Here is a 25,601-nt window from a genome sequence, read left to right as displayed (position 1 = left end):
AACCGCTGCTAGGCAAACGTTTACCATGCATATAATAAAAATAACGCCCCTACTCGCGTCATTGTTATGTACTCTTCCAGCATTCGCCGTTGATTCGCTTGATGACCTGCTTAACATGTCACTGACTTCCCTAGCGGAAACAAAAGTCACCTCAGCCACTCGCACCTCACAAAGTCTAGCGGATACACCTGCTGCGGTTTATGTGATTACTGCCAAAGAAATTAACCGTTCCGGGGCTCGCTCTGTCGCCGATGCCCTTGCACTCGCCCCCGGATTGCATATTGCCAAATACTCAAACTATGACTGGGGCATTACAGCTCGTGGTAGCAATAAAGCTCTAAGTAACAGCTTATTAGTGATGGTTGATGGCCGCAGTGTCTTTAACCCGATGTTTTCAGGCGTAGACTGGGATCTCATTCCAGTCAGCATTGACAATATTGAACAAATCGAAATTGTCCTTGGCCCAGTAGGGACGACATGGGGTGGCAACGCTGTAACGGGAGTAATTAACATTATTACTCTTGAAGCCGAAAATGCACTAGAAGCGCAACTGACAGTAAAAACCGGCAACTGGGGTTACAGTGAGTACCAAATGCGCCACGCTGGGCAGGTGAGTGACTATGCTTATCTCAGCGGTTATTTTGAGTTTGTTGAACATCCACCATGGACAAGCAAGCAAGATATCGTTCAAGCGATTGATCATTTCACCGTTTATACCGAACGTTTTGGTGGCCGTTTCGATTATCAAAAACTTGCCCATACTTTGAGCATCCAGGCGGGTGGCATTCGCTCACGTGAAGATTACTTATGGGCAAACTATCATCCGAATGCTTACTTCCCTAACACGCCTGCATTTACAGAATATGACACCGAAATGACCATGGAAGAATATTTTGTCGGTACCAACCATATCTATGAGATGCAAAATGGTAACTCAATCGAAAGTGACATTTGGTTAACTTATAGCTCAAATGACAGCACAGCTCGAGATGCAACATATTACCGTTTCGATCTCGACTCTCGATGGAATAGTAATGACCTGTGGGGAACTCAACTGACCATTGGGGCCAACGTTCGTCTTATCGATGAAGAATTGGCTACCTACAGTACATATGACAAATTTACTATGCCATATTTACGCATTACCGATGACCCAAAGTTCTTCAACGAAAGCTATGGCATCTATTCCAACTGGAATATCCCTCTAAGTGACTCAACGAATTTAATGATGGGTAACCGTTGGCAGTACAATAATATCTCCGACGAAATCGACGCTCAACCGCAAATTCGCCTAAGCCAAAAGTTAACTAACAATCAAAGCTTATGGTTTGGCTGGGGAAAAGCGGTAGTCACGCCTTCTCGTTTAGAGCGTGATACCTATTTTAAACAAAATACCGTCTTAGATTGTAACGTACCACCTGAACACCAATCTCCTTGGTGTGGTAAAGGAACCGGGAATCAAGACGATGTTTATATCGTTACTGGCCAATTTGGCAATGACAAACTCAAAACAGAAATAGTTGAAACCTACGAGTTAGGTTATCGCTTCTGGCAAGACGATCGTCTAAATGTAAGCCTGAGCACTTATTACAGTATTCATGACAATGTACGTAGCTATCTTTATACAAATATCTATCTGGATTGGTCAAAACCAGAGACATTAATTGTATCGCAAGGAAGCATAGTAACCGACAGTATTTGGACTGAAACTTATGGCGGTGAAATATCCGCCAAATGGCAACCATTGGATCAGTTACAAATCAATACGAACTATAGTTACAAACGCATTATTGGCCACTGCCAAACCAGCTTATGTAGTAATTATGATAAACGGAAGATTGAAAACGAACCGAACCACTTCATTAATACCCAAATCATGTGGGACATTAATGAACAGTGGTGGGCCAATGCGACACTGCAATATGTCGGTAAATCACAATTACATCAAGACTATAAACCTACTGGCCCATATGATTATACATGGCCTGAAGTTGTGAACCTCGATTTGTCTTTGAGCTGGAAGTACAACCAATACTCACCAAGGATCACCGCAACCGTTGAAGGTGTTGGCGCCGATCAAGACGTTGAGTTTGCTGAAAGTATGGGGCCATTCCAAAACGGCACACAATATTGGGTAACGGTCGAATGGGCCGTTGCACAAGAGATATGAGTAATCTAAGCCTATGATGCAACGTTTTTTCCGCTATATGAGCAGCAGTTGCACCAGCTTGATGTTGGGGCTGCTGTTGTTCACCACTAGTGCAAGCGCTAAATACAGCGATGAAGATCTGATGGCGGTCTATCTGTACCGCTTTGCGCTGCTGTCTGATTGGCAAGAAACCGGCGTGCCGAGTCGGCCATTGGAGTTTTGCGTAACCGAAGAATCAGATGTCGCCCTGCGCCTGCAAGATATCGTGTTGAGCAAACCAGAGTTAGCAACTTACGATAATATTGGTGAGCACTCTGACAGCTCGATTTGTCACATACTCTATGTCGATAAAGCGGATGAGCAAGCCGTCGCTCAACTCAAACTTGATTACCCACACGCACTTTTGGTCGGTACCAATAAAGCCTTTATTCAATGTGGTGGCATGATTGCATTTGTGAAAGTAAACAATCGCATCAAACCAATGATTTCTCGTGAAAATATTGAGCCTAGCCAGATCAAGTTGCGCGCACAGTTACTCAGTGTCGCCATCTTAGCGAGCGAGGCATAACCATGATTACGACATTAATGGCTGGTCTACCGCTACGCTACAAAATGATCTTACCAACATGGTTAATGGTGACCTTTATTATTGGCGGCATCGGTGCGCTCGCCATTCAATTTAACGTCAGTTCGCAAAAAGTGAATCTCGATCATCGTATCAGCGTGCTCACCCAAGCGGTGGCAAATACCTTGCCAGCGGCGCTGACCTTTGATGACTCTTTATCTGCACAAGAGCAACTGAACAACCTGACCTTTGATCCCGATATCATCGCCGCTCAAGTTCTTAACAGTCAACACCAAGGATTTATCGACATTCAACGCATACCTCGTGGCTGTGCATGGAACAATGGGGTTGTGCAATGCCAAAGCAAAGAGTTTGAAGTGCACACGACACCAATCTCGTTAGGCGGAGAGCAGCTAGGTACACTAAAAGTTTGGGTATCGCTCGAGTACCTCAAGGCAATGGCAAACAAACTGTGGACCTCATTGCTAATCATTACACTTTCTCTCTCCGTTTTGGCATGGTTATTTGCCCGCTCACTGCATCGTTTAATCATCACGCCGCTGAGTGCTTTACACCATTCAATGGAAAAAATGACTCGCGATGGGGTGCTGAAAAAAGAGCTTCCGGTGCTGCATGACGATGAACTGGGCAAACTCACGACTTGTTTTAACGAAATGGTCAGCAGCCTGCGCGAGCGTGAATTCCAATTGCATTCAGCACTGGATAGCGTTGAGCAAAAAAACCGCTACATCTATCGTGCACTTGATGTAATGAAACGTGGCATCATGGTGGTTTCTCCGGGGAACACCATCACTTATCACAATCCTGCGGCCGCAAGAGAGCTAAAAGACATCGAGCATGTCAATAATACTCGTTGTGTGTTGGAACGTTATTTTGAGCCACGCAGCGCCATTGAAGAAGTATTAGCGGCTATCGACAATCAACAGCCACTGCATGCCATCGAAATGCGGGCAATTCAAACTCAACGTCACTACCAGGTTAGTTGCCATCCGATGGACGAAAATAAGCACGTATTGCTACAACTGGAAGATATTACTGCGCGCCATCTTGCAGAGCATCGCCGTAAACTGGTTGAGCTGATGTTTGAACAAAACCAAGATGCCGTATTAGTGGTGTCTCGTAATTTTAAAGTTGAAATGCAAAACCAACAAAGCCATCAATGGTTTGGGCCGTTAGATTCACTATACGACTTGGCTTTTGACAACAAATTTAACAACCTTAAACAACTGAAAACGCTGCTTAAAAACGGTCGTTTGTCATTAGAGACAAAAGTACGCTGTAAGACTGATTGGTTACCCTGCCAACTTACGGTGCGCAGCCTGCGTAATGCCAAAGGCAAAGTAGAAGCATTGGTATTCACGCTCATCGATCAAAGTGTCGAACTGGAGCTGAAACGACTCAACTATGTTGCTAACCATGACCAACTTACTGGCCTAGCAAACCGCGCTAATGCCGTTCACCGCTTGCAAGAGTCACACAACAATGGTGAGTCGCAAATGGTGTGTTTCATCGATCTAGATGGCTTTAAAGCCATCAACGACGAACACGGACACGCAGTCGGTGACCAATTACTTTGTATGGTAGGTAAACGACTCACCAGTTGTCTTGCACAAGAAGACATCGTCTCTCGCCTTGCGGGTGATGAGTTCTTGTTGGGAATTAACGGCATGTGCTCTTCACCCTCTATTTTCAACCGAGTGGTAGAGAAGCTCTCAACCCCGTTTATGATTGATGGTGTCGCATGCCAAGTGACAGCAAGTTTAGGTATCAGCTACTGGCCAGCCACTGACACGACTAGCCTAGACCAAAAAATCACCGAGGCGGATGAAGCAATGTACATCGCTAAACGCCAAGGCAAAAATCAGTTCTACTGCTTAGATCATATCCATGCTCGAAGCAATGAAACTGAGGTAGGACAATCCGCATAAACTCTGGTTCGCAGCCATTTTGTCTGCGGTTGCGATAGCTTGGTACTCAAGATTCCCGCCCCGGCGGGAATTTTTTATTCGATGAAAACATCGCCTTGCAATCACAAACCACGCATTGAGAAAGTCTGCACTATAAAACCGATATTAGTAGAATATTTTTCTCTAAGTGCCGCGCTTTATAATCAATAAAGCAAACCTTTTTCCTCACGCCAGCGCTATATTAAACCACATAATAACCAAGGGTTTATGCCCAGACGAATAAGCTCATCAGCGCTAAATAACAAGCTGATAGCACACTATAGTGAGTGGATAACGTGAAAGAACATTTGTGGAATGGTTTTATCAATGTCGTAAAAAAAGAAGTCGTGCCGGCACTGGGGTGTACTGAGCCAGTCTCTGTCGCACTTGGCGCTGCAATTGCAATACGTCGCCTTGCGGCAATGCACAACCTTAACTCAAGCGATTCAGTTCAGAGCTTACCACACCAAGATCTTCGTATTGATGTCCTAGTTTCACCGAATCTGATGAAAAATGGCATGGGCGTGGGCGTGCCGGGAACCGGGATGGTTGGCCTGCCAATCGCCGCTGCGGTAGGCGCTCTCGCAGGAGATGCAGATGCCGGTTTAGAAGTGTTAAAGAACATCTCAAGCGATGATGTCAGTCGCGCAAAAGTACTGCTTGATGAACAACGCGTGTCTGTCGGTGTTGCCACAACTTCCCACATTCTCTATGCACAAGTAACCGTCACTCTTGAGCAATATTCTACTTCCGTCACTATTGCTGACACACATACGCAAGTCGTTGAGATTACGGAAAACGATCAAATTATTTATCGTGCTGAGTCACCCCTAGAGCAAAGCAATGCTCAAACCACGCAAGACCACCCCTTTGCCGATGCTAACGCTATCGACATTTTTGAGTTTGCCACTCATGCAGAGCTGCAAGATATTGCTTTTATTGAACAAGCTTACTTGCTGAATAACGCCCTCTCCGTCGAAGGTTTAACCGGAAACTACGGCTTGCAAATTGGTGCCACATTCCAACGTAACATTGATCGCGGCTTACTTAGCCAAGACTTGCTCACCGACATTATGCGCCGAACTGCGGCAGCCTCTGATGCCCGTATGGATGGTGCAATGAAGCCGGCGATGAGCAACTCTGGATCAGGGAATCAAGGGATTGCGGCTACCATGCCGGTCGTGGTTGTGGCAGAACATTTAAAAGTCGATCGTGAGACCATGATCCGCGCTTTAATGCTCTCCCATTTAATGGCGATCTATATCAAGAGCCACCAAAATAAGCTCTCTGCACTTTGTGGTGCAACCACTGCCTCAATGGGGGCGGTAGCAGGGATGACATGGCTACTCGGTGGACAATTTACTCACATCAGCTCCGCGATCTGTAACATGATTGGCGATATCACCGGCATCATCTGTGATGGGGCAAAAACAAGCTGCGCGATGAAGGTGTCGTCATCTGCAAGTGCGGCCATTAAAGCCGCGATGATGGCGCTCGATGGCATTCGCGTCTCAGGAGCAGAAGGTATTGTCGATACAGACGTAGATGCCACAATCCGCAATATGTCAGCGCTAGCCAATGGCGCGATGACACAAACTGACGTGCAAATACTTGAGATCATGGTGCAGAAATAGCGACAGATAAGATTAAATAAAATCACAAAGAGTTGTCGAAAAGGGCAACTCTTTTGCGTTTTGAGATCCGATAAATAAGCGCATTAACGTCAACGTTTAAAGCCTACATATTATGAGCGGTTTTATGATGTTCACGTGAATGCTCTTTATGGTCATGTTGCTTGGTTTTATGATGGCGGTGTTCATCATGCTCATGACGGTCTTGGTGAGTTTGCTGAGGATGTTTGTGCCCTTCAGGCTCACCACCATGTTGAATGTGTGGGTGACTTTTCTCATGCTCACGAACTTGGTGATGATCTTTATTATGTTTGTGCTCTACGTCGCTACCATAACGACGATCCATTTTTTCATGGTTAAATTCTGCACCGTGTTGTTTACCATGAATCGCTTGATTAGCTTGTTGTTCTTTTAAATTACTCATAATAATTACATCCTTAATCGAGGGGAGTAATGAAGCAAGTTCGGGGAAAATTTAAGTGACAACCACCACCAAACTCGTTCTTGTGTAACTCGAACTTACTCCTCTCCTAGCCCGTCGCCAATGACGAATCAACCAAAGATAATACCCATTAATGAGTGTTGAAATCATCGCGAGACAGGCGTAATCACAGCATAAAATCATTTAAAAAATCAATCAAAGCAGAAAATTAACGACAAAAAAATAGCCAATTGAGGCTGCTCTCTGAGACAAATTTTGTCGATATACTTAGAAGTCATTACCCAGCAGTTTCTAATGGCTTATCTAACAATATTTAAACCGTTCACTCACTCGCCAACACTTATCCTGCTTTTAGCGTCATTGAGCAACTCGTCCATATTCACATTAAGAGAACGAATTCTGACTACGCAATAACAAATTAAAATGGCAAATATCGCAATAAACGTGACCGAATAACTGTAATCCGCACGATCAATACCTGATGCTAACGTCAGCAAAACCATCAAAATATAAAAGCCTATAAAGTGGCTGTAATTCTTCTTCCTAGCCAGCATCGCACGCATTACTATCTCATTCGCTCGATCAATATTTTTGTGCTCTTGCAACACAAATTGATGGTGTTGCTCAATAGCCTCGATATTCTCTCGGCAACTCTCTGAACACACATAGCCATGTTCGATTTTTATCGCACATTCAGTGCACAAGAAGATCAAGCAAGACTTACAAGAACAGACGGCATCCACTTCAGGATGATTAAAACAGCGCATTGTCGCCTCTTATCACTTTATAAATGGTGTACACATCGTGTAACGCTAGGAAAGGCGCTCATTCTAGAGAGAAAGTAGCGGTAGCTCATTGCGATAAGTCACAAAGTTAATGCTTTGAAATAAAGCGATTAGCATTAAAAATGCGCCTATAAACTAAAGCGATTGAAAATGGCCAACAATGCGTTTCTCTCCCTTGCCCCCCTTCCCTTGCTAAAAGACACGTCGTTCACCACTTTAAAAACCATGAATATCACTTAATAATTATCGATAAACGATAAAAATTGATTGTTTTATTATTTTTCAATGATAGATTAGTGACCTCACTAAGGAGTTTCGCTATGCAAAAAATTCAAACATACAGCCGCTATATCCGACTCATTCTTCTTGCGCTGATCGTTATCACACCGATCGCTAATCTGTACTTTTGGCTAACCGTGCAATCAGAAAATGACTTTTTAACCTCAATGGGCATTATTCAATTAGACTTCGACATCTCAGCCTTCAACCAAGATTCATTAACACTATCAGCAAGATTGTGGGCATTCACCGCTAGTATGCTGCCGTGTGGCATCTTGATGTACGCCTTTGGTATTTTAGCTAAGTTATTTAAGTGCTATGAAAAAGCAGAAGTTTTTACGCTTGATACGGTAAGATACTTCCATAATTTAGGCTGGGTGTGTTTTTTCTGGGCCTTTGGCAACGTGATTTATAGTGGTTTGATTTCAGTCGCGTTAAGTTTTAACAACCCACCAGGCGAACGCATACTCGCAATATCTTTTGTTGGATTGGACTTAATGTCGATCTTCTGTGGTTTTATTGTTTTAACTATCGCGTGGGTCATGAAAGAAGCGCAAGAGCTTGCAGACGAACATCAACACACCATCTAAGAGGTAACTATGACCATTACGATTAATCTTGATGTGATGATGGCTAAACGAAAAATCCGCTTAAAGGAGCTATCCGTCCTTGTTGGAGTAACAGAGCAAAACTTATCCATCCTTAAAAATGGAAAAGCCAAAGCCATCCGCTTTAGCACTCTAGAAAAAATCTGCCAAGTGCTCGATTGTCAACCTGGTGACATATTAGCCTATGTTCAAAGCGACAGTGACGACTAAGCATATCTCTTACCTTAAATATCGCCCCGTTCTGAAAAAGCAAAAGAGCCAGTGAATCGACACTGGCTCTTTACTCTCAACCATTAATGACGATCAGTTAAGCTTTCATCACGGGAACCTGTTTTGATTTGTAAGCGCTGAAATAGCCATCCTAAGCCGATCAAACAACCGCCAAGCCCCATAAAGCTGATGGCTCGCCATAACCCTTCAAGTGCCGCAGCATCCCATAAGAAGACTTTACACGCCGCGACACCTAACATGGCAAAACCGATGCTCTGTAAAATACGCTGCTCGTGCTGTAACGCATAATAGGTTATCGCGACACCAAGCAAAATCAGCGCCACTGAGTAGCTAAATAGCTCCGCCATACTGGTTGGCATATCGAGCGTCAAAGGCCCTTGCTGCCAGAACTGACGAATGCTGTACATCACCCAAAGCAGCATAAGCGTCGCAGCGGCGCCAAATACTTCACGAGTTCGATTTGGATACAGTTGCAAACGCGCAATCACCACAAGAATCAGCGCAGGCACCAGCCAACCAACACTGAGCCAATTCAACACTGGCCAATCACTACCAAGTACATAAAGGCTAGTGAAAGGCTGAAATACCGTATTTAGGATCACGGCACATAGAACAGCCACCGCTAACAAGAGCAGACTGTAACAGCGATAGAAAAAGTGCAAAGACTGGCTATGGTACGCTTTGAACTGATACACGCCCATCAACGCTAAACTCTGGCCAGCAAAGATGGCGATATTTTCAAATTCAAATTGATAAAGGAAGTTGAAATAACCAAGCAGCAGGTAATTGGTTTGAGCGAAAATTAATATCACCAATAAGTGAAGCATTGCGGCATCAAACCATTCGGCAATACCATGTTGGCGCTGACGCAACATGTGGCGAATCCAAGCAAAAACTAACACACTTGGCACTATCGTTAGCAATAACCAACTCCATTGCGGAGTCGCCAATGTTTGTAGTTCAGGAAAAAATGGCAATAGTGACAAGCGCACCACAAGCAAACTGCCCAATGCCTTAAAAGCTGCTAGATTTGGCGCTAGCCAATTGCGTTGAACCTGCATCGCCATCAACAACATTTGCGCGGCAATAAACAGTGTTAACTCACCGCCTGCGCTGTAAATAATACCGATGGTCAGCAATAAAGCGTGTATCGCCACCGACAAATTAGCTCTAAGGGCGACAAACTTAATCGCTAGCCAAGCCAACAGTAGCATGAACACCACCGCAAAGAAGGTCGTCGTTAAGCGATATTCAGGTTGATAATGGTCAATATAGAATAGCGACAACACGACAAGCAGCGGAGCTAAAATCACCGCCTGCCAACCACTCACTCTGGATTTATCACCTCGCTCGTATTGCATAATGGTTCTCAGCAGTAGCAACAAAATTAACTCACCACTAACAACCAATATGCCCACTATGATGTCTGGCTGAGATTCCATGAGCATCAAAGCCGTTACGATAATACTCAGCGCTGCAACCACATTGACCCAAGCGAACGACCTTGGCGCTCGGCCTCGACGACAGGCAGGGAATATCAACAGTAGTACTGGCAATACAAAATAAATTAAAGACCACCAGCCCAACACAGGCGTCTTATCAAGTAAAAACGCGCTGAGAGTAGCAAGAATCGCAGCGGGAATCGTCGCATTAAAAAATGGCGGACGGGTACGGTAATGACATTGGAAGCCCAGTGACCAACCCAGTTGTGGTACAAACACCAACAAGTAACATGAAACTGGCACAAACAGTACAAACCACAGCAACAAATCCGCTTGCGGAAGCGCATAGGCAATTGCGAATAACCATAAGCTGTGTAACGCAATAATTCCGTAGGTAAGCCATGGGATACGCGTAAGCTGCTGAACCCACATCCCCGCAATCGAAATGCTCGTGATATAACAAGAAAGCAAAATGAAATTCGGCTCAGTACCGCCAATCCATATTGGTGCCGTATAACCACCAAATAAACCCAGTACGGCCATGAGAGGCCCTAACCGCTGCGTTAATGCAAGCGCTGCTGCTGCTAATATCGCCATTAACCCAAGCGCGAGCGCCGGAGGAAGAAACGCATGGATCACCGCAGAGAATATCACAGTGCCATAAAGCCCACTCATTCCCGCGCCATACACCGCCGCAGGGATATAGGCATCGGCCTTTTGGTGGAGAAATTCACCATCAATGGCGGTAATTTTTCGGTGTAACCACTCACCAAGACCAATCATTGAACAAGAAAGAAGGATCGCAATCAGAACGCGAGCAAATAATGGAATGGTGAAGTTAGTTCCGACCGTTTCAATCAAATACGCCACACCGATCACCATCGCTACACCACCGACCCAAACCAGCCAATTTTCTTTTACGTGTCCCAGCCAGCGATCAAATAATTGCGTCACAACATCGGAAGTATTGACTTTCGTTTGTGGGGAACGCGGCTTTAGCTTAGTTGGAGGTAATGGCAATCCGCTATCTGGATTCACCACAATTAGCGGTTCATTCGCAATAGAAGAATAGTCTGATTGGGGCTGTTCTAAGTGAGAATGAGTAGTCGCTTGAGCTATTGACGGTTTATCGTCAGTTTGAGTCTGCGACTTAGTGTTAGAAGGCTCCGCCGCGATGTCATGCATCGTGTTTGGCGCACGATTCTCATGATGAACCTCACTCGATGAAGAGTTCACACCAGCAGAACGTAACTCAGCGACTTTTTGCGTCAATATCGATACTTGCCGCTCAAGGGATTGCACCTTAATAAAAGCCACCAAAGCAATGATGGGGGTCGCTATGACGGCAAGCCCCAACACAACCACTAGAAGTTCCATTTATACGCCTCTCTACAACAGATAAACAAGCTCTCTTTTTGACGAGGCATTGCTCTTAATGGTGACAGTGTGGCGAAAAATGCCTGAAAAATATATGAAATGAGCGACATAATTTTATGACGTCCGATGTACTCCCTTTCGTTTTAGGCAGCAAAAAGTGCAAAATACTCAGCTGAAAAAATAAACCAGCGGTTGATTTCCATCATCAACCGCTGGTTACCTTTCTCATTATTCAACACTTGTGGTTGAGCAAATCAACTCGCCAAAATACTTCGCTAATGCTCTTACAAGTACAGAGTTAACGTAAAGAAGATGGAGCAACAAGTTTTCCTTCTGCAATGGCGTGTTGATGAATCAAATAGCCACCATAAGCAGGCATCGCATTTGCAGGCAGGTCGATATGCTCCACATCTAATGCATAAACGGTAATGGTGTAATTATGTGGCTGCGCACCTTCTGGTGGGCAAGCGCCACCAAATGCTTTGACACCAAAATCATTGGTGACTTGAGACGCTCCTGCCGGTAAGAACTCATTGCTAACGTTGCCAGCATGAGCCTCAAGCATATGCACCTTCGCAGGGATATTAATCACCATCCAATGCCACCAACCACTACCCGTAGGCGCATCAGGATCATACATGGTCACCGCAAAACTCTTCGCGCCTTCAGGAATATTTGACCAAGTTAATTTGGGTGAAATATCTTCACCTGTACACCCCCAGCTATTAAATACTTGGGCTTTAGTGAGTGATTCTCCGTTCGTCACGGTAGGGCTGGTTAGTGTCATCGTATCGCCAGAATCAGCCGCCAATACGTTACTGACACCAAACAACGGAATAGTCATCAACAGTGAAACCGTCGACAATTTTTTTATCATGTTCATCTGCTTTCCTCAGCTACGAGCGAAACTACTGCTCAAATAACAATTCAATCAATTAACAGCACTAAGCGTAGGATCGGTTGACGATAATCGCATCATCATCAATAAAATATCAGTAAAAAAATGGCGAACCGCTAGCAAATAAAGCTGGTGAGATAACACTTTATCAAACCGTAATTGGTTATTTCACCCTCAACGAATATGCTTTTAGTTCAATCTCTATTACTGAAGCGAATGTTATGACGACCACCATCGATACCTCAATGAATGCGCGCGTATGGGCGATGCTGCTCGGTCTTTCTCTGCTTTGGGGTGGCTCATTTTTCTTTGTCGGCGTCGCTGTCCGAGAACTGCCGCCGCTAACCATCGTGACACTAAGAGTTGGCCTTGCCGCTATTACGCTGTGGTTGGTGGTCTTGGTGAGTGGTATCCGTCTTCCTTCTGATCCTAAAGTTTGGCGTTCCTTTCTTGGTATGGGGTTACTCAACAATGTGATTCCCTTTGCACTAATTGTGTGGGGGCAAACTCAAATCGCTTCGGGACTGGCTTCTATCTTAAACGCAGCCACGCCTATTTTCGCCGTTGTCGTCGCCGGGATATTGCTGCAAGACGAACGAATCACACCATTAAAATGTTTGGGAGTGGCACTCGGTTTTATTGGTGTGGTGGTCATGATTGGCGTGCCAGCCAGTACTGATGTCAGCAACGTGCTACCTCAACTGGCCATCATCGGTGCTGCGCTCTCTTACTCTTTTGCGGGGGTATACGGCCGTAGATTCAAAGGGTTTGGCATCAACCCTATTTTAACAGCGGCAGGGCAAGTAACAGCCTCCACATTAGTGCTATTGCCAATCACCTTTGTTGTCGAAGGGGTGCCAAACATCGCCAACGTTAGCTGCAATATTTGGGGAGCAATCGTAGGGCTTGCGATCATTTCAACCGCCGTAGCCTATATCCTCTATTTCAAAATATTGGAACGCTCTGGCGCGACCAACGTATTACTTGTAACACTATTGGTGCCTGTTTCGGCTATTTTATTGGGTTCGCTATTTTTAAATGAAACACTGCAAACCATCCATTTCGTTGGCATGGCATTGATCGCACTAGGCTTATCAGCTATTGATGGGCGTTTATGGCAGTTACTCAAGACCAAGTGTTAAGCCGTCTGATGTAACTCAAAAATCAACTGTGCTCATTTACCCGCTTCAATCATCGCAATGATTTTGTGCGCTTTCTCAAAATGATCAAGCTGGTGCGTGTGTATCCACCATGTGGCCGCTTCCATCAACAATTGAGGGTCATCGTTTTTATTGGCGAAGAAGGCATAAAACGACACGCCAACATTGTCGCCCTTCTGGGCGATTTTTTTATTGCAGACCTGAATAATCTTATCTCGTAACGAATGACGCATACCTCTCCTTATGCATATTGGTTAAAACATTAACGTCGACACTAAATTCTATCGTCTGGGATCTCCAATAAGAAATCCGTTGTGCCGACATCGACTCCTAATTGGCTGAGTACCGCGCTTAACTGGCCTCGATGGTGAGTTTGATGATTAAAAAGATGACGGATTAAAGCGCCAAAATTCCGTTCACTGACCACACCAGCCGTATTGGCATACACCAGTTTGTGGATGAAATCCTCGCTATAAACCTCATTCGTTAGCCACTCAACAATCAATCTATCAAGGCTTTCTCTTGCTTGTTTTAACTCAGAAAAATCTCGATAGAGGATATCACTTAGAGAGGTTGGCACTGGCCAACTCGCCAGCGACGCGAGTGAGACGTAACGTTCTGAAAAATAACTAAATCTGCGCAACCAAATAAGATCACCGACCAAAAGGTGGTTCAGAGTGCCGAGAATCGATTGAAAAAACAGCCCTCGATCTTGATTGATAGTTTCGGTCGATAACGGTTCTATCGCTTGATACAGTTGCCCATTCATTCGCTGGTTATATTCAGCAAAGAGTAAATAGTGCTGCGCTGGCAACATAAAGGTTCCTTTCTTTTCAAGATCTAAGGCCATATTAAACTGCGAATCATTTACCACAGATATAACGCCACCTTACGAGCAAATGGAAGCGCACGCACCCAACATAAAAGCGACACTGTCACGCAATTCAAATTCATTCCTCGCACTCCAGGTGGAAACTAGCATGGGTCATTGGCGCTAAAAAGCACCGATAATTGGCGATGGTCTTTAATTCAACAAAGCTCGCATTTTCGCAGGTAATTATATGAATGGCCTTGAACGAGAAACTCCTGCGCTGGCAGAAATCTGTTTTATATACAAAAGAGCAGAAGTAGTTCAGCCACTTTTGTTATTTAAGCAGTAGGTAACGCGGAAAACTTTTTTTAGTCACCACGATATAAATCCTGAATATGACGATAAAAGCAATGCAGAGGATGGTGTTCACATCAGTATTCATACCTAGGTGCGAGAAGCCGACAAACGCCGTACAACCAATAATAACCGGGGTAGCGTAAAATTCAGTGTTGTTGAACATGGTTGGGCGGTTAACGATCACATCACGAACAACACCGCCAAAGACGGCGGTAATCACCCCCATTGTAATGGCCACATAAGCCGCATAATCTTGATGAACCATCTTTTTGACAACCAAGATCGAAAAGATTGAAATACCAATCGCATCCAAGACTAAAATAAGTCGTTCCGCTTTAAGCTTTCTCAATTCCGCCGCAATAAAAAAACCGACCAGCGAGCTGATAATTGCCGCCCAAAAATAGTCCGGATATTGAATCCAAAAAACTTGCTCGGTAGACAAAATGACATCCCTAACTGTCCCGCCCCCCAACGCTGTCACTAAGCCAAGCACTAATACACTAATAATATCTTTACCTTTATTGGCTTCACTGAGCACCGCACTGAGTGCAAAGGCGCAGATGCAGATAATTTCAGTAATATGGACAAACATACGATTCAGACTCTTATAACTGGCTAGACATAAAACCAATAAAGGCCAACTGCATACACAATCGGCCTTTATTTTAGTATTGCACCTTATACCGTATAGACGGTAGCTCGGGCTTAGTGACCACTATGATCAAATGAACTTGAATCTTCCGCAGTACAATTGGTTGAACCATTTTTCTCTAGGAACTCGATTGAGCGTTTGAAATCTGCAATCAGTAGGTTCGCTAAATCAATGGTTAACCCCTGTTTTGCTAAGATACGTTGCACGACCATTGTCTCGATATTTGCAGGCAAGCTGTAAGCTGGCACCAACCAACCACGAGTGCGTAGACGATCCGCTAGATCGTAAAGTGTGTAATCCACTTTCACACCCGGTTTTAAGCGCCATGCGATAGCTGGAATACCTTTCTCGCGGTTACCATCGAATAAGAACTCAAACAGATCGAATTTATTGAGCTCTTGAACTAGGTACTCACACACATCGTAGCTTGCTGAGTGAATACGTTGGTATCCTTCAAAGCCTAAGCGAAGGAAGTTGTAGTACTGAGCAATAATCTGACCCGCAGGGCGAGAGAAGTTCAACGCGAAAGTCGGCATGTCACCACCAAGGTAGTTAACGTGGAACACCAAGCCTTCTGGTAGGTCTTCACTGCTACGCCAAATGATCCAGCCAACGCCCACTGGTGACAAGCCGAATTTATGACCAGAAGTACTGATTGATTTCACACGCTCTAGACGGAAATCCCATGCATCAATGTCAGGCGCACAGAATGGAGCTAGCATAGCGCCACTCGCGCCATCAACGTGGATATCGATTGAAATACCTGTCTCACGCTCGTAACCATCTAATGCATCTGCTAGAGGTTTGACGGTTTCGTATAGACCCGTAAAGGTTTGACCGAATGTTGGCACCACCATAATGGTGTTTTCATCCACCATATTCAGCATATCTTCTGGCTGCATGAAGTAGTGGTGCTCTTCCATGTCCATTTGGCGAATTTCTACATCCCAGTAGCGTGCAAATTTTTCCCAACACACTTGTACAGGGCCGCACACCATATTCGGTTTGTCTGTTGACAAACCTTGTGCACGACGTCGATCGCGCCAACGCCATAGCGCAGCCAAACCACCCAGCATACATGCTTCACTCGAACCTGTGGTTGAGGTACCAACGGTTGTCACTGCATCCGGCGCATTCCAGAGATCGGCTAGCATGTGCACACAACGGCCTTCAATTTCTGCCGATTGTGGGTATTCATCTTTATCGATCATGTTCTTATCGATGGAGAGATCCATCAACTTATGAACTTCATCTTCTTCCCATGTTTGGCAGAAAGTTGCCAAGTTTTGACGCGCATTACCATCAAGGTAAAGCTCATCACGGATCATCTGGTAGATGACGGTTGGTGATTGTTCTTGCTGTGGAAGCTTTTTCGCAGCCGCAACTCTATGGATATCTTCCGAGCCAAAAATTGGGTCATTGTTTGGATTTACATTATGAAGTGCCATATTTTTCTTCCTACCTTAATGTTGCTGACTACTGAACAAATTCCAACCCATAGTTTGAGCGATTTGTTTGATCATTTGTTGGCCACGTACGCTATTACCGAATTGGTCTAAGCGTGGGGAGAATGCTGCTAGAGCTCCGACATTTGGGATAACCGCGACTAAACCGCCACCGACACCACTTTTACCCGGCAAACCAACGTCATACGCCCAGTCACCAGAGGTGTCATAAAGCCCCTCCATCGCCATTTCGGCCAAAATATGCGGGATATTTTCTGGTTGAATAAGTTGTTTACCAGAGCATGGATTTTTACCACCATTTGCGAGCGTTGCACCAACCGTCGCCAGCTCAACCGTATTAAACAAAGTTGAACATTGGCGGGTATACACATCACAGGCTTGCATCGAATCAGAATAAATACAGCCTGCTGATTCAAGTAACAATGCGATGGCACGGTTATGGGTATTGGTGGTTTGCTCCGACTGGTTTACTTCATCAGAGAGCACAATCTGACTATTGGCAAGCGCAGACTGGAAGGCCAGAATTTGCTGCCAACGATCTTCTGCATCCATCGCTTTAACCATACTCACGGTAGCGATAGCACCGGCGTTGACTAACGGTGTAAGCGGTTTACCTTGATGAAGCTCCAACGCCAACACCGAATTAAATGGCATACCCGTCGGCTCTGCACCAATTTTGCTATGTAACTCATCGGCGCCAGATTGTTCTAACACTAGCCCTAGAGTCATCACTTTCGAAATTGATTCAATCGCAAATGGGTACTCCGCATCTTGCAACTGAATGACCTCACCTTTAACAGAGACAAAGGCTAGGCCCGCTAATTGTGAAGGAACTGACGCTAAGAACGGAATGTATGAAGCATTTTCACCATCATGGTTATTCACGCTGTTTTCCAATGCTTGCTGCATAACTGCAGCAAGCTCGTCGTTAGATTTAGAGGTATCACGTTGTGACATTACAAAACCCTACCTTACGAATTCAATGTATGCGTAACTTTGTCTGAAGTGTTGATGACACCTGGGTGCATATCTTCAATTTCCCACGTGAACGGTGCAAAGTCTGTCACTGCAGGGTCACGCCAGTGCGGTTTACGTGCGCGGTAAATTACAAATGGTACCGCAACAAAAATAACCGTTAGTGCAACAAGAATACCGATATAAGCTTCTGGGCTACCTACCGAGATTTGACTTGGTGGGATAAACGAGAAGACAAATGCAATCAATGAACCAATGAAACCAAGGCCAGCCACTAGCCACATGCCAATGTTGCCACCAGGGATACGATAAGGACGAGGACGGTTAGGCTGGCTGTAACGTAGGTGAATAGCCGCCGCAAACATCAATAGGTACATGATGAGGTAAAGCACAACCGTTAACTGACTTAAGATCTGATAAGCCGCTTGAACCGAAGGTAATACAACAAAGACGGTTGAAATCATGGTAACGAGTAACGCTTGCGCCATCATGATGTGTGTTGCCATGCCATGCTCGTTAGTTTGTTGCCAAAAACGAGGAAGATACCCACCTTTCGCCACAACCAATAAACCCGATGAAGGACCTGCAACCCAACCAACAACCATCGCCAATACGCCAAGCGCTAAACAGCTTGCCATAATCGGTGATGCCCAACTAATCCCTGCCCATGCAAACATTTCATCATAAGCAACGAGCAAGCTTTGCGTTAAGCTGATGTCTTGTTGTGGAATAACAAAGGCAATCGCCAACGTTCCGAGAACAAACACGCTAACAGTACCAATGGCCGCAATCATTATGGCTAGAGGATAATTACGAGCTGCGTTGTCTACCTCTTTAACGTGCAGTGCGTTCATTTCCATACCGGCGTAGAACAAGAAAATACTCGCGGCCAGCACAACATTATTAAAGTTGGAGAAATCAGGAATCACTTCACTCCAAGAGAGCTCGATTTGAGGTGGTTTACCTGAGAAGAATAGGTAAGAGAAACCTAATACAATAAGCACGATACCTGGAATAACGGTACCGATTAAGCCGCCCCATTTGGCTACTTTTGCAAATGCATCAGTGCCACGCAGAGCAATGAAGGTCGCAATCCAATAAATGGCGAGCACAATGCCAAGAACAAAGAACTTATTTTGTGCTAATGCTTGGTCCCACGATTGATCAGGACCAACAAACGCAAGTGAGACTGAACCAAAGGTTAATGCGGTTGGGAACCACACCGTAACTTCAATCCATAGCATGAACATCGCAACCAGTGCTAAGCGAGGACCAAATGCCTCACCAACCCAACGAAAGATACCGCCTTTTTCCGACCACCCCGTCGCCAGCTCAGCGGCAACCAGTGAAACGGGAATAAGAAAAACTATCGCAGCAAATATATAGTAAAAAATCGAACTAAGGCCATATTCAGCTTCTGCTGGAAGGCCTCTTAAACTCACCACAGCAACAATATTCAGCATGGCGAGGGCAAATATTCCTATGCCCCCTTTTTTGATAGTGTCCGTTTTTGCCATGTTACCAACCTCATATTCATCATGTTTAGTTTAGACAGGTCAGGTACTGCGAGTAGGCATATAACCACATGATTGCTCGGGATTATATGGAGACAGGAGAAACCCAATGCCCGCAAAGTACCACTATGAGACTAGACTGAATATTCCAGAACGGACAATTTAATATTGCGTAGATAGAGGTTGTGAAACAACGTGCGACATGAGAAAGGAATCATTTTTTATCTGCCTATGTAAAGCGCAATATAATTGCTGTAGCACAGCATTTATCGCGTAACAGACAGAAATGCATCATTTTAGTGAATAAGTCGCCAAATATAGATGTAAGCAATGATTTATCACTTAACTTGATAAGCCATTCCAACCCAATCCAATACGACTTATTGATAACTTTTAAATAAGTAGTATGAATTTTGTTATTTAGACCTTAAAAGTAATGATTTACACCGACAAGCAAGCGTGATTTGCGTCTCATTTAATTGATATTTGAATGACAAAGCTATAACTGACTTAGCCTAGAGGCTGAAATGGCAACTCACCTGATACTGATTAGAGTACATCAAACACACAGCAGTATTTACATTTAGTTACATTTACGACGAAAGAGAAAAACACTGTAAGATCAATGGAAAAACCGTCAAAAACGGTCATTTTTCAGACTGATTTTTTTTTAATTTTTTTTGCTTTGATCACGAAAAATAACCGCTCAAATTAAGGGTCGGCATACTATAAAAGTTAAATATCCCCCTTTTGACCAATTTTAATTTCCTTTATCAGACACTTTCAAATTGTATAGACACAAAAAAGCCAGTGACGAATCACTGGCTTTCCGTTTAATTTAGCGACTTTTTTATCTTGTCATTGATTAGCCACGGTTGCTATTTGCGGCAGGGCGAGGACGGCGGTTTTGTTGTGGCTTACCCGCACTATTTGCGTTACCAGCAGAGCGCGAGCGATTACCGCTATTGTTCGCATTGCGATTGCCACCGGCGTTACCGTTGCGGTTAGCGTTATTACCACCGCCAGTATTGCCGCTGCCAGTATTACCACCTGATTTCACCGCAGGCTTTTGACCATTACCCGCAGGCTTAGAACCCGTGTTTGGCTTACCATTTTGAGCTTTCTGTCCATCCGCTGATTTAGGACCAAAATGACGTTTATTTTTGCTTGCAGGCTTGTTGCCACGCGCGTTATCACCAGAGCGTTGACCATCAGCATGGCCTGTTCTTGGCTTTTTCGCTTTCTTTGGTTTCTTCGCTTTGAATGGGCGGGTATCCAAACGTGATTCTGGCAGTGGATTACTTGGTTTAAAGCCTTCCAACTCCATGCGTGGTAGTAGCGTTTGAATTAGACGCTCAATACCAAATAGCTCATCGGTTTCATCCGCACACACTAATGATACGGCTTTACCCGCTTCGCCAGCACGTCCAGTACGACCAATACGGTGTACGTAGTCTTCTGATACGTTCGGTAGATCGAAGTTCACGACTTGTGGCAACTGAGGGATATCAATACCACGCGCAGCAATGTCGGTTGCGACTAATACGCGTACATCACCAGATTTAAAATCAGCCAATGCACGAGTACGCGCACCTTGGCTCTTATTGCCATGGATTGGTGCCGCTGTCACACCTTGCTCATTTAGGTAATGTGCAAGACGGTTTGCGCCATGTTTAGTGCGGCTAAAAACCAATACTTGGCGCCAATTACCATCGGTAATCAACTTCAATAGCATCGCTGGCTTCTTACCTTTATCCGCTGGGTAGATACACTGCTCTACTTTTTCTGCGGTTGAGTTAGCCGGTGCAACTGAGATTTCGACTGGGTTGTTCACCAAACCTTTTGCAAGATCGCGGATCTCTGGTGAGAACGTCGCTGAGAACAGTAGGTTTTGACGCTTTTTCGGTAGCAAGTTTAGGATTTTGCTGATGTCGCGGAAGAAGCCCATATCCAACATGCGGTCAGCTTCATCTAAGACTAAGACTTCAAGCTGTGAAAAGTTCACGGCTTTCTGGTTGAAAAGATCAAGTAGACGACCCGGTGTTGCCACCAAGATGTCGCTGCCTTTACGCAGTTGCATCATTTGTGGGTTAATTTTTACGCCGCCAAATACCACAGTAGAATTAAGATCGAGGTAACGGCTGTAGTTATGCACGTTCTCTTGGATCTGCGCTGCAAGCTCACGAGTCGGCGTTAGAATCAAAGCGCGAACATGATTGCTCTTCGCTTTTTGGCCTTTGCTTAGTAGCTCAAGGATTGGAAGCGTAAAGCCAGCTGTTTTACCGGTACCCGTCTGGGCTGCTGCCATGACATCTTGTCCTTCAAGAACTGCAGGGATAGCCTGAGCCTGAATTGGCGACGGCGTATCATATCCTTGCTCTTGAATAGCTTTAAGGATTGGAGCAGAAAGAGCGAGCGAGGTAAAACCCATAAATTTGATTCTCAATATATAGTGGTTCTTGCCGAGCAAGACATTTTTGTTTGGCTCGGGTAGAAAAGTTCGACATTCTGAGGCTTTTACCCTTCGGTATCAACATATCAATGCAAATAACCACCTTATCACGCCAGATAGAGCCAAATCACTCGAGGCTAGTGCTTTAATATCAATAAGTAACACTCATATTTCTTTTTATCTTTATTTGATTGCCGCTTTTCCATCGCGCCCTTAGTCATCAAGCCTTGCTGCTATTTTGCACACAAAACCCAACCGTTTGCGCCAACGTTTTCCTTTCTATAAAAACTTTAACAAAAGTGATCGTTGTCACAACGAAAAAGGCTGCGTATACTCCGCGCCCGGTTAGATATGAAGCCTACTCACGCAATAGTAATTGTATGGCTAGGTCATTAACCGGCTTTCAATCGACTGAAACATGGATATTTGCCCCAAGGAATCGGGCCCAGCGTAACTGTGAGCGTTTACGGGTCTTGAATTTGCTATCGGGCAAACCAACACGGCGAAACAACACCGCCCTGTTGCCAATGCCTGTGTGCGTGTAATTCTTTACCCGCCTTAAGACTGACACATAGCAAGGCAACATAATGCAAATCATCTTCAGCTTGGCCGGCATATTGGCTCTATTGGCATGTGCTTACGCACTTTCAGACAGTCGCCGTGATATTAACTGGCGTACTATCATCGGTGCATTTTCACTTCAGGCAGGTTTTGCTGCCTTAGTTCTCTATTTCCCATTGGGTCAATCTCTACTTGTTACAGTCAGTGACGGTGTTTCAGGTCTGCTCGCATTTGCTGATGCGGGGATTAGCTTCCTTTTTGGCGATCTCGCTTCTGGTAACTTCATCTTTGCTATTCGCGTCCTACCGCTGATCATTTTCCTGTCTTCTATTATTTCTCTACTTTACTACCTTGGCATCATGCAGAAGCTAGTAAAAGTGATTGGTGGTGCGATTGCCCGCCTACTGGGTACTTCTCAGGTTGAATCTCTGGCTGCAACCAGCAATATCTTCCTTTCGATGAGTGAAGCTTCGCTTATTGTGCGTCCGTTCTTACCGAAAATGACCCGCTCTGAACTTTTCGCAGTGATCGTTGGTGGTATGGCATCAGTCGCGGGTTCTGTTCTTGGTGGCTACGCCGCTCTTGGTATCGAACTAAAATACCTAATCGCAGCCAGCTTTATGGCAGCACCGGGTGGCCTATTAATGGCAAAAATTCTCGTTCCTGAACGTGAAAAACTAAGCCAAGACGACCCAATTGAATTGGAAGCAAGTACCGATGCTAACATCATCGATGCCTTGGCTTCTGGTGCGATGAACGGCGTAAAAGTAGCGGTTGCTGTCGGCGCAATGCTACTGGCGTTTGTCAGTGTCATCGCCATGGTTAACGCAGGTTTTGAGAACGTAGGTAACTGGGTTGGTATTGATAACTTATCATTACAACTGATTTTTGGTTATCTGTTTGCACCACTGGCTTTCTTTGCCGGTATCCCAACAAACGAACTGCTAACAGCGGGTGCATTGATTGGTCAAAAAACAGTTCTGAATGAATTTGTTGCCTTCTTGGATTTCATTAGTGTGAAAGAAACCTTGTCTGCCCATAGCCAAGTGATCATCACTTTCGCACTGTGTGGCTTTGCCAACATTGGTTCGATTGCGATTCAATTAGGTTCTATCGGTGTAATGGCACCAGAGCGTCGTCAAGATGTTGCACAGCTCGGTTTCCGCGCAGTGACCGCGGCAACGCTAGCGAACATGATGAGCGCAGCATTAGCTGGTCTGTTTATCGCGCTATAGGTTTTCGGCCAAAACCTGAAGAAACTCGGGTTAAAACGATAGCTTAAATTGAACAAGCCCACTCTTTCTCATTGAGTGGGCTTGTTACTATTCACAATCCGCTTTGCACGCTCAGCGACTTTCACTCTTCCACTACTTTAACTCTTCCACCACCAAATCAATAAAGCGACGAACCTTAGTCGACATATGTTTACGACTTGGGTAGACCAAACACATTTCGATTTTATGTACCGGAAAATCGGTAAATAACTCGACCAATTCGCCTCGCTCAATGCTGTCTAATACCAGCGCTTCAGGCAAGCGACAAATGCCTTGCCCTAACGTGCTTAAACTGAGGGACATTTCTGGACTGTTGGTCGTCATCACTCCACTCACCTCAATACGCAGTAGTGAGCCATCGTGATCAATGTAGTTCCACACATAAGGCTGTTTGTGGTTGCTATAACAAATCATTTTGTGTTTGCTAAGATCACTCGGGTGTTTGGGCATACCATGTCTTTCTATATAACTCGGTGCAGCAACGGTGCGAGTGCAAGATCGCTGAACAAGACGGCTAATCAAGCTCGAATCGGCAGCACTTGACGATGAACGCAATACCACATCATAGCCTTCACCAATCAAATCCACCTTATGGTCGCTGGCAAATACTTCCACTTTTACCTTGGGATAGAGCTGCATGTATTTGGCCAATACGGGGCTAAGTTGAGCCGCGCCAAAATTGACCGGACAGCTAATCTTCAGTACCCCCGTCGGCTCTTGTTGTTGGCCACTGATCGCCAATTCAAGCTCTTGTGCACTTTCAATTAGTTGCTTGCTGTGCTGAAAATAATGCTGCCCTTCTGGTGTTAAACTTAACGTGCGCGTTGTCCGATGGAGCAAACGTACGCCTAATCGCTCTTCAAGCTTGTTAATTTCTTTGCTGATAAACGAAGTCGAGTGGCCGGTACTATTGGCTGCATTGGTAAAACTCCCCAGCTCAACCACCGTCGTAAAAATCACCATACCATCGAGTAAGTTCGTATCTGAAAGGCTCATACCTCACCTCATTACAAGTCATATGGAAATAATAATTACACATTTACCCTATTAATCAAAATATGGAATCAAACTAAACTCTCTACATCAACCGAATTGAGCAACAGCAGTAAGCACTGCATTGAGGAATAGAGCATGAAAGTTTTAGCATTTGGCGCAAGCAACAACAAAAATTCAATCAACCAACAACTGGCTCACTACGCAGCAAAACAAGTTCCAAACGCTGAGATCACCATGTTGGATATCCACCAGCTCGAAATGCCTATCTTTAGCGACGAGCGTGAAAAAGAGCTAGGCCAACCAGAGCAAGCGAAACAATTTTTCCAAGCGATCAGCGAGGCTGACTTGATTATTATTTCGTTTGCTGAGCACAACGGCTCTTACACCGCGGCATACAAAAATGTCTTTGACTGGACTACCCGTATCGACATGAAAGTGTTCCAAGGTAAACCTGTTATCATGCTTGCAACGTCACCAGGCCCAGGTGGTGCAGGTAGTGTCCTAGCCGCAGCATCAGGTTCAGCGCCGTACTTTGCAGCCGACGTAAAAGCGAGCATCTCTCTACCAAGCTTCTACGACAACTTTGATATGGAAACGGCTCAAGTCACCTCAGAAGAATTTAATCGTCAGCTACTTGATGCGATTGAAACGCTGTAATCAATAAACATACATTTGCCTAATGACAATCGAGATAGTCACTGATCAGCCATTTACACCATCATGCTCAGAGAGCTATCTTGATTGGAAACACCATTGATTCAGTATCAAAAAGCCCGCTAAATCTTATTTAGCGGGCTTTTTCTTTTTCCTATCTCTCAGCTTTCTCTATAAGCACTATTTCTTCACACACATTACATGGTAGATGCCGTTCTCTACTTCTGTACCTTCCGTTTCGTGTTCAAAGCCCGGGAACTCTTTATCCCATACTTCCAAGCTACGCAAATAAGTGATCTGCGGACTGGTGCTATCGCCAAAACTTTCGCCTGACATCAGCATAGGAATACCTGGT

22 protein-coding genes are annotated in these 25,601 nt (G+C 44.8%); 9 read left to right on the top strand and 13 right to left on the bottom strand.

Annotated features, from left to right (window positions below; genetic code table 11):
- Window positions 1–25: 25 nt before the first annotated feature.
- From RH88_RS20860 to RH88_RS20845, 4 genes are all read left to right on the top strand, one after another.
- The gene (locus tag RH88_RS20860) at window positions 26–2,170 is read left to right on the top strand and encodes a TonB-dependent receptor plug domain-containing protein (protein WP_040758053.1); all 2,145 of its coding nucleotides are present in this window, start codon (window positions 26–28) and stop codon (window positions 2,168–2,170) included.
- Between the two features lie 13 nt (window positions 2,171–2,183).
- Entirely contained in the window at window positions 2,184–2,717 is a 534-nt protein-coding gene (locus RH88_RS20855) for a YfiR family protein (protein ID WP_005599787.1), read from the top strand.
- 2 nt (window positions 2,718–2,719) lie between these two features.
- Window positions 2,720–4,663, top strand: coding sequence for a diguanylate cyclase domain-containing protein (locus tag RH88_RS20850; protein WP_005599784.1), 1,944 nt, complete (start codon window positions 2,720–2,722; stop codon window positions 4,661–4,663).
- A gap of 314 nt (window positions 4,664–4,977) precedes the next feature.
- Complete coding sequence (locus RH88_RS20845) at window positions 4,978–6,315, top strand: L-cysteine desulfidase family protein (protein WP_005599782.1); 1,338 nt, start codon at window positions 4,978–4,980, stop codon at window positions 6,313–6,315.
- Between the two features lie 103 nt (window positions 6,316–6,418).
- Here the strand turns inward: RH88_RS20845 and RH88_RS20840 are convergent, their stop codons facing one another.
- Both RH88_RS20840 and RH88_RS20835 read right to left on the bottom strand, forming a co-directional pair.
- Window positions 6,419–6,736: a hypothetical protein gene (locus RH88_RS20840; RefSeq protein ID WP_005599780.1), complete on the bottom strand. Its 318-nt coding sequence runs from the start codon at window positions 6,734–6,736 to the stop codon at window positions 6,419–6,421.
- 344 nt (window positions 6,737–7,080) lie between these two features.
- A complete protein-coding gene (locus RH88_RS20835) occupies window positions 7,081–7,521 on the bottom strand; it encodes a hypothetical protein (protein WP_005599778.1) in 441 nt (146 codons plus the stop codon).
- Window positions 7,522–7,859: 338 nt separating this feature from the next.
- Between RH88_RS20835 and RH88_RS20830 the strand changes: the two genes are divergently transcribed.
- The gene (locus tag RH88_RS20830; protein ID WP_005599776.1) at window positions 7,860–8,408 is read left to right on the top strand and encodes a DUF2975 domain-containing protein; all 549 of its coding nucleotides are present in this window, start codon (window positions 7,860–7,862) and stop codon (window positions 8,406–8,408) included.
- 9 nt (window positions 8,409–8,417) lie between these two features.
- Entirely contained in the window at window positions 8,418–8,636 is a 219-nt protein-coding gene (locus RH88_RS20825) for a helix-turn-helix domain-containing protein (protein ID WP_005599774.1), read from the top strand.
- An 83-nt stretch (window positions 8,637–8,719) separates the two neighbouring features.
- Here RH88_RS20825 and RH88_RS20820 read toward each other — a convergent pair whose 3' ends face one another.
- Together RH88_RS20820 and RH88_RS20815 are read right to left on the bottom strand one after the other, a co-directional pair.
- A complete protein-coding gene (locus tag RH88_RS20820) occupies window positions 8,720–11,476 on the bottom strand; it encodes a DUF2339 domain-containing protein (protein ID WP_005599773.1) in 2,757 nt (918 codons plus the stop codon).
- 298 nt (window positions 11,477–11,774) lie between these two features.
- Entirely contained in the window at window positions 11,775–12,359 is a 585-nt protein-coding gene (locus RH88_RS20815) for a YbhB/YbcL family Raf kinase inhibitor-like protein (RefSeq protein ID WP_005599771.1), read from the bottom strand.
- A gap of 236 nt (window positions 12,360–12,595) precedes the next feature.
- Between RH88_RS20815 and RH88_RS20810 the strand changes: the two genes are divergently transcribed.
- Window positions 12,596–13,516 carry a DMT family transporter gene (locus tag RH88_RS20810; RefSeq protein ID WP_005599769.1) on the top strand — a complete coding sequence of 307 codons (921 nt, stop codon included), beginning with the start codon at window positions 12,596–12,598 and terminating at the stop codon, window positions 13,514–13,516.
- Between the two features lie 32 nt (window positions 13,517–13,548).
- Here the strand turns inward: RH88_RS20810 and RH88_RS20805 are convergent, their stop codons facing one another.
- The 7 genes from RH88_RS20805 to RH88_RS20775 all read right to left on the bottom strand — a co-directional run bounded on the left by RH88_RS20805 (window position 13,549) and on the right by RH88_RS20775 (window position 21,740).
- A complete protein-coding gene (locus RH88_RS20805; protein WP_005599766.1) occupies window positions 13,549–13,767 on the bottom strand; it encodes a DUF6500 family protein in 219 nt (72 codons plus the stop codon).
- A 41-nt stretch (window positions 13,768–13,808) separates the two neighbouring features.
- A complete protein-coding gene (locus RH88_RS20800; protein WP_241212211.1) occupies window positions 13,809–14,384 on the bottom strand; it encodes a DinB family protein in 576 nt (191 codons plus the stop codon).
- A gap of 295 nt (window positions 14,385–14,679) precedes the next feature.
- The gene (locus tag RH88_RS20795) at window positions 14,680–15,294 is read right to left on the bottom strand and encodes a trimeric intracellular cation channel family protein (protein WP_005599763.1); all 615 of its coding nucleotides are present in this window, start codon (window positions 15,292–15,294) and stop codon (window positions 14,680–14,682) included.
- Between the two features lie 113 nt (window positions 15,295–15,407).
- A complete protein-coding gene (gene gad, locus RH88_RS20790; RefSeq protein ID WP_005599761.1) occupies window positions 15,408–16,802 on the bottom strand; it encodes a glutamate decarboxylase in 1,395 nt (464 codons plus the stop codon).
- Window positions 16,803–16,817: 15 nt separating this feature from the next.
- Window positions 16,818–17,777 carry a glutaminase A gene (gene glsA / locus RH88_RS20785; RefSeq protein ID WP_005599760.1) on the bottom strand — a complete coding sequence of 320 codons (960 nt, stop codon included), beginning with the start codon at window positions 17,775–17,777 and terminating at the stop codon, window positions 16,818–16,820.
- 14 nt (window positions 17,778–17,791) lie between these two features.
- On the bottom strand, window positions 17,792–19,312 hold the full coding sequence (gene gadC / locus RH88_RS20780; RefSeq protein ID WP_081467399.1) for a glutamine/gamma-aminobutyrate antiporter GadC: 1,521 nt from the start codon (window positions 19,310–19,312) through the stop codon (window positions 17,792–17,794).
- Between the two features lie 862 nt (window positions 19,313–20,174).
- Window positions 20,175–21,740, bottom strand: coding sequence for a DEAD/DEAH box helicase (locus RH88_RS20775; RefSeq protein WP_005599758.1), 1,566 nt, complete (start codon window positions 21,738–21,740; stop codon window positions 20,175–20,177).
- A 608-nt stretch (window positions 21,741–22,348) separates the two neighbouring features.
- On the opposite strand from RH88_RS20775, the gene RH88_RS20770 reads away from it, so the two are divergent.
- Window positions 22,349–23,557 carry a NupC/NupG family nucleoside CNT transporter gene (locus RH88_RS20770; protein WP_005599757.1) on the top strand — a complete coding sequence of 403 codons (1,209 nt, stop codon included), beginning with the start codon at window positions 22,349–22,351 and terminating at the stop codon, window positions 23,555–23,557.
- Between the two features lie 132 nt (window positions 23,558–23,689).
- Here RH88_RS20770 and RH88_RS20765 read toward each other — a convergent pair whose 3' ends face one another.
- A complete protein-coding gene (locus tag RH88_RS20765; protein ID WP_005599755.1) occupies window positions 23,690–24,592 on the bottom strand; it encodes a LysR family transcriptional regulator in 903 nt (300 codons plus the stop codon).
- A 135-nt stretch (window positions 24,593–24,727) separates the two neighbouring features.
- Here RH88_RS20765 and RH88_RS20760 point away from each other — a divergent pair, with 135 nt between their 5' ends.
- A complete protein-coding gene (locus RH88_RS20760) occupies window positions 24,728–25,249 on the top strand; it encodes an NADPH-dependent FMN reductase (RefSeq protein WP_005599753.1) in 522 nt (173 codons plus the stop codon).
- Window positions 25,250–25,426: 177 nt separating this feature from the next.
- Here RH88_RS20760 and RH88_RS23130 read toward each other — a convergent pair.
- Window positions 25,427–25,601: Orn/Lys/Arg family decarboxylase (locus RH88_RS23130; protein ID WP_005599751.1), on the bottom strand; the 175-nt coding region annotated here is incomplete at its 5' end.

Origin of the sequence: Vibrio scophthalmi LMG 19158 (assembly GCF_000222585.1) — a bacterium.
Classification (GTDB): Bacteria; Pseudomonadota; Gammaproteobacteria; order Enterobacterales; family Vibrionaceae; genus Vibrio; species Vibrio scophthalmi.
This window is presented reverse-complemented; position numbering and strand designations above follow the sequence as displayed.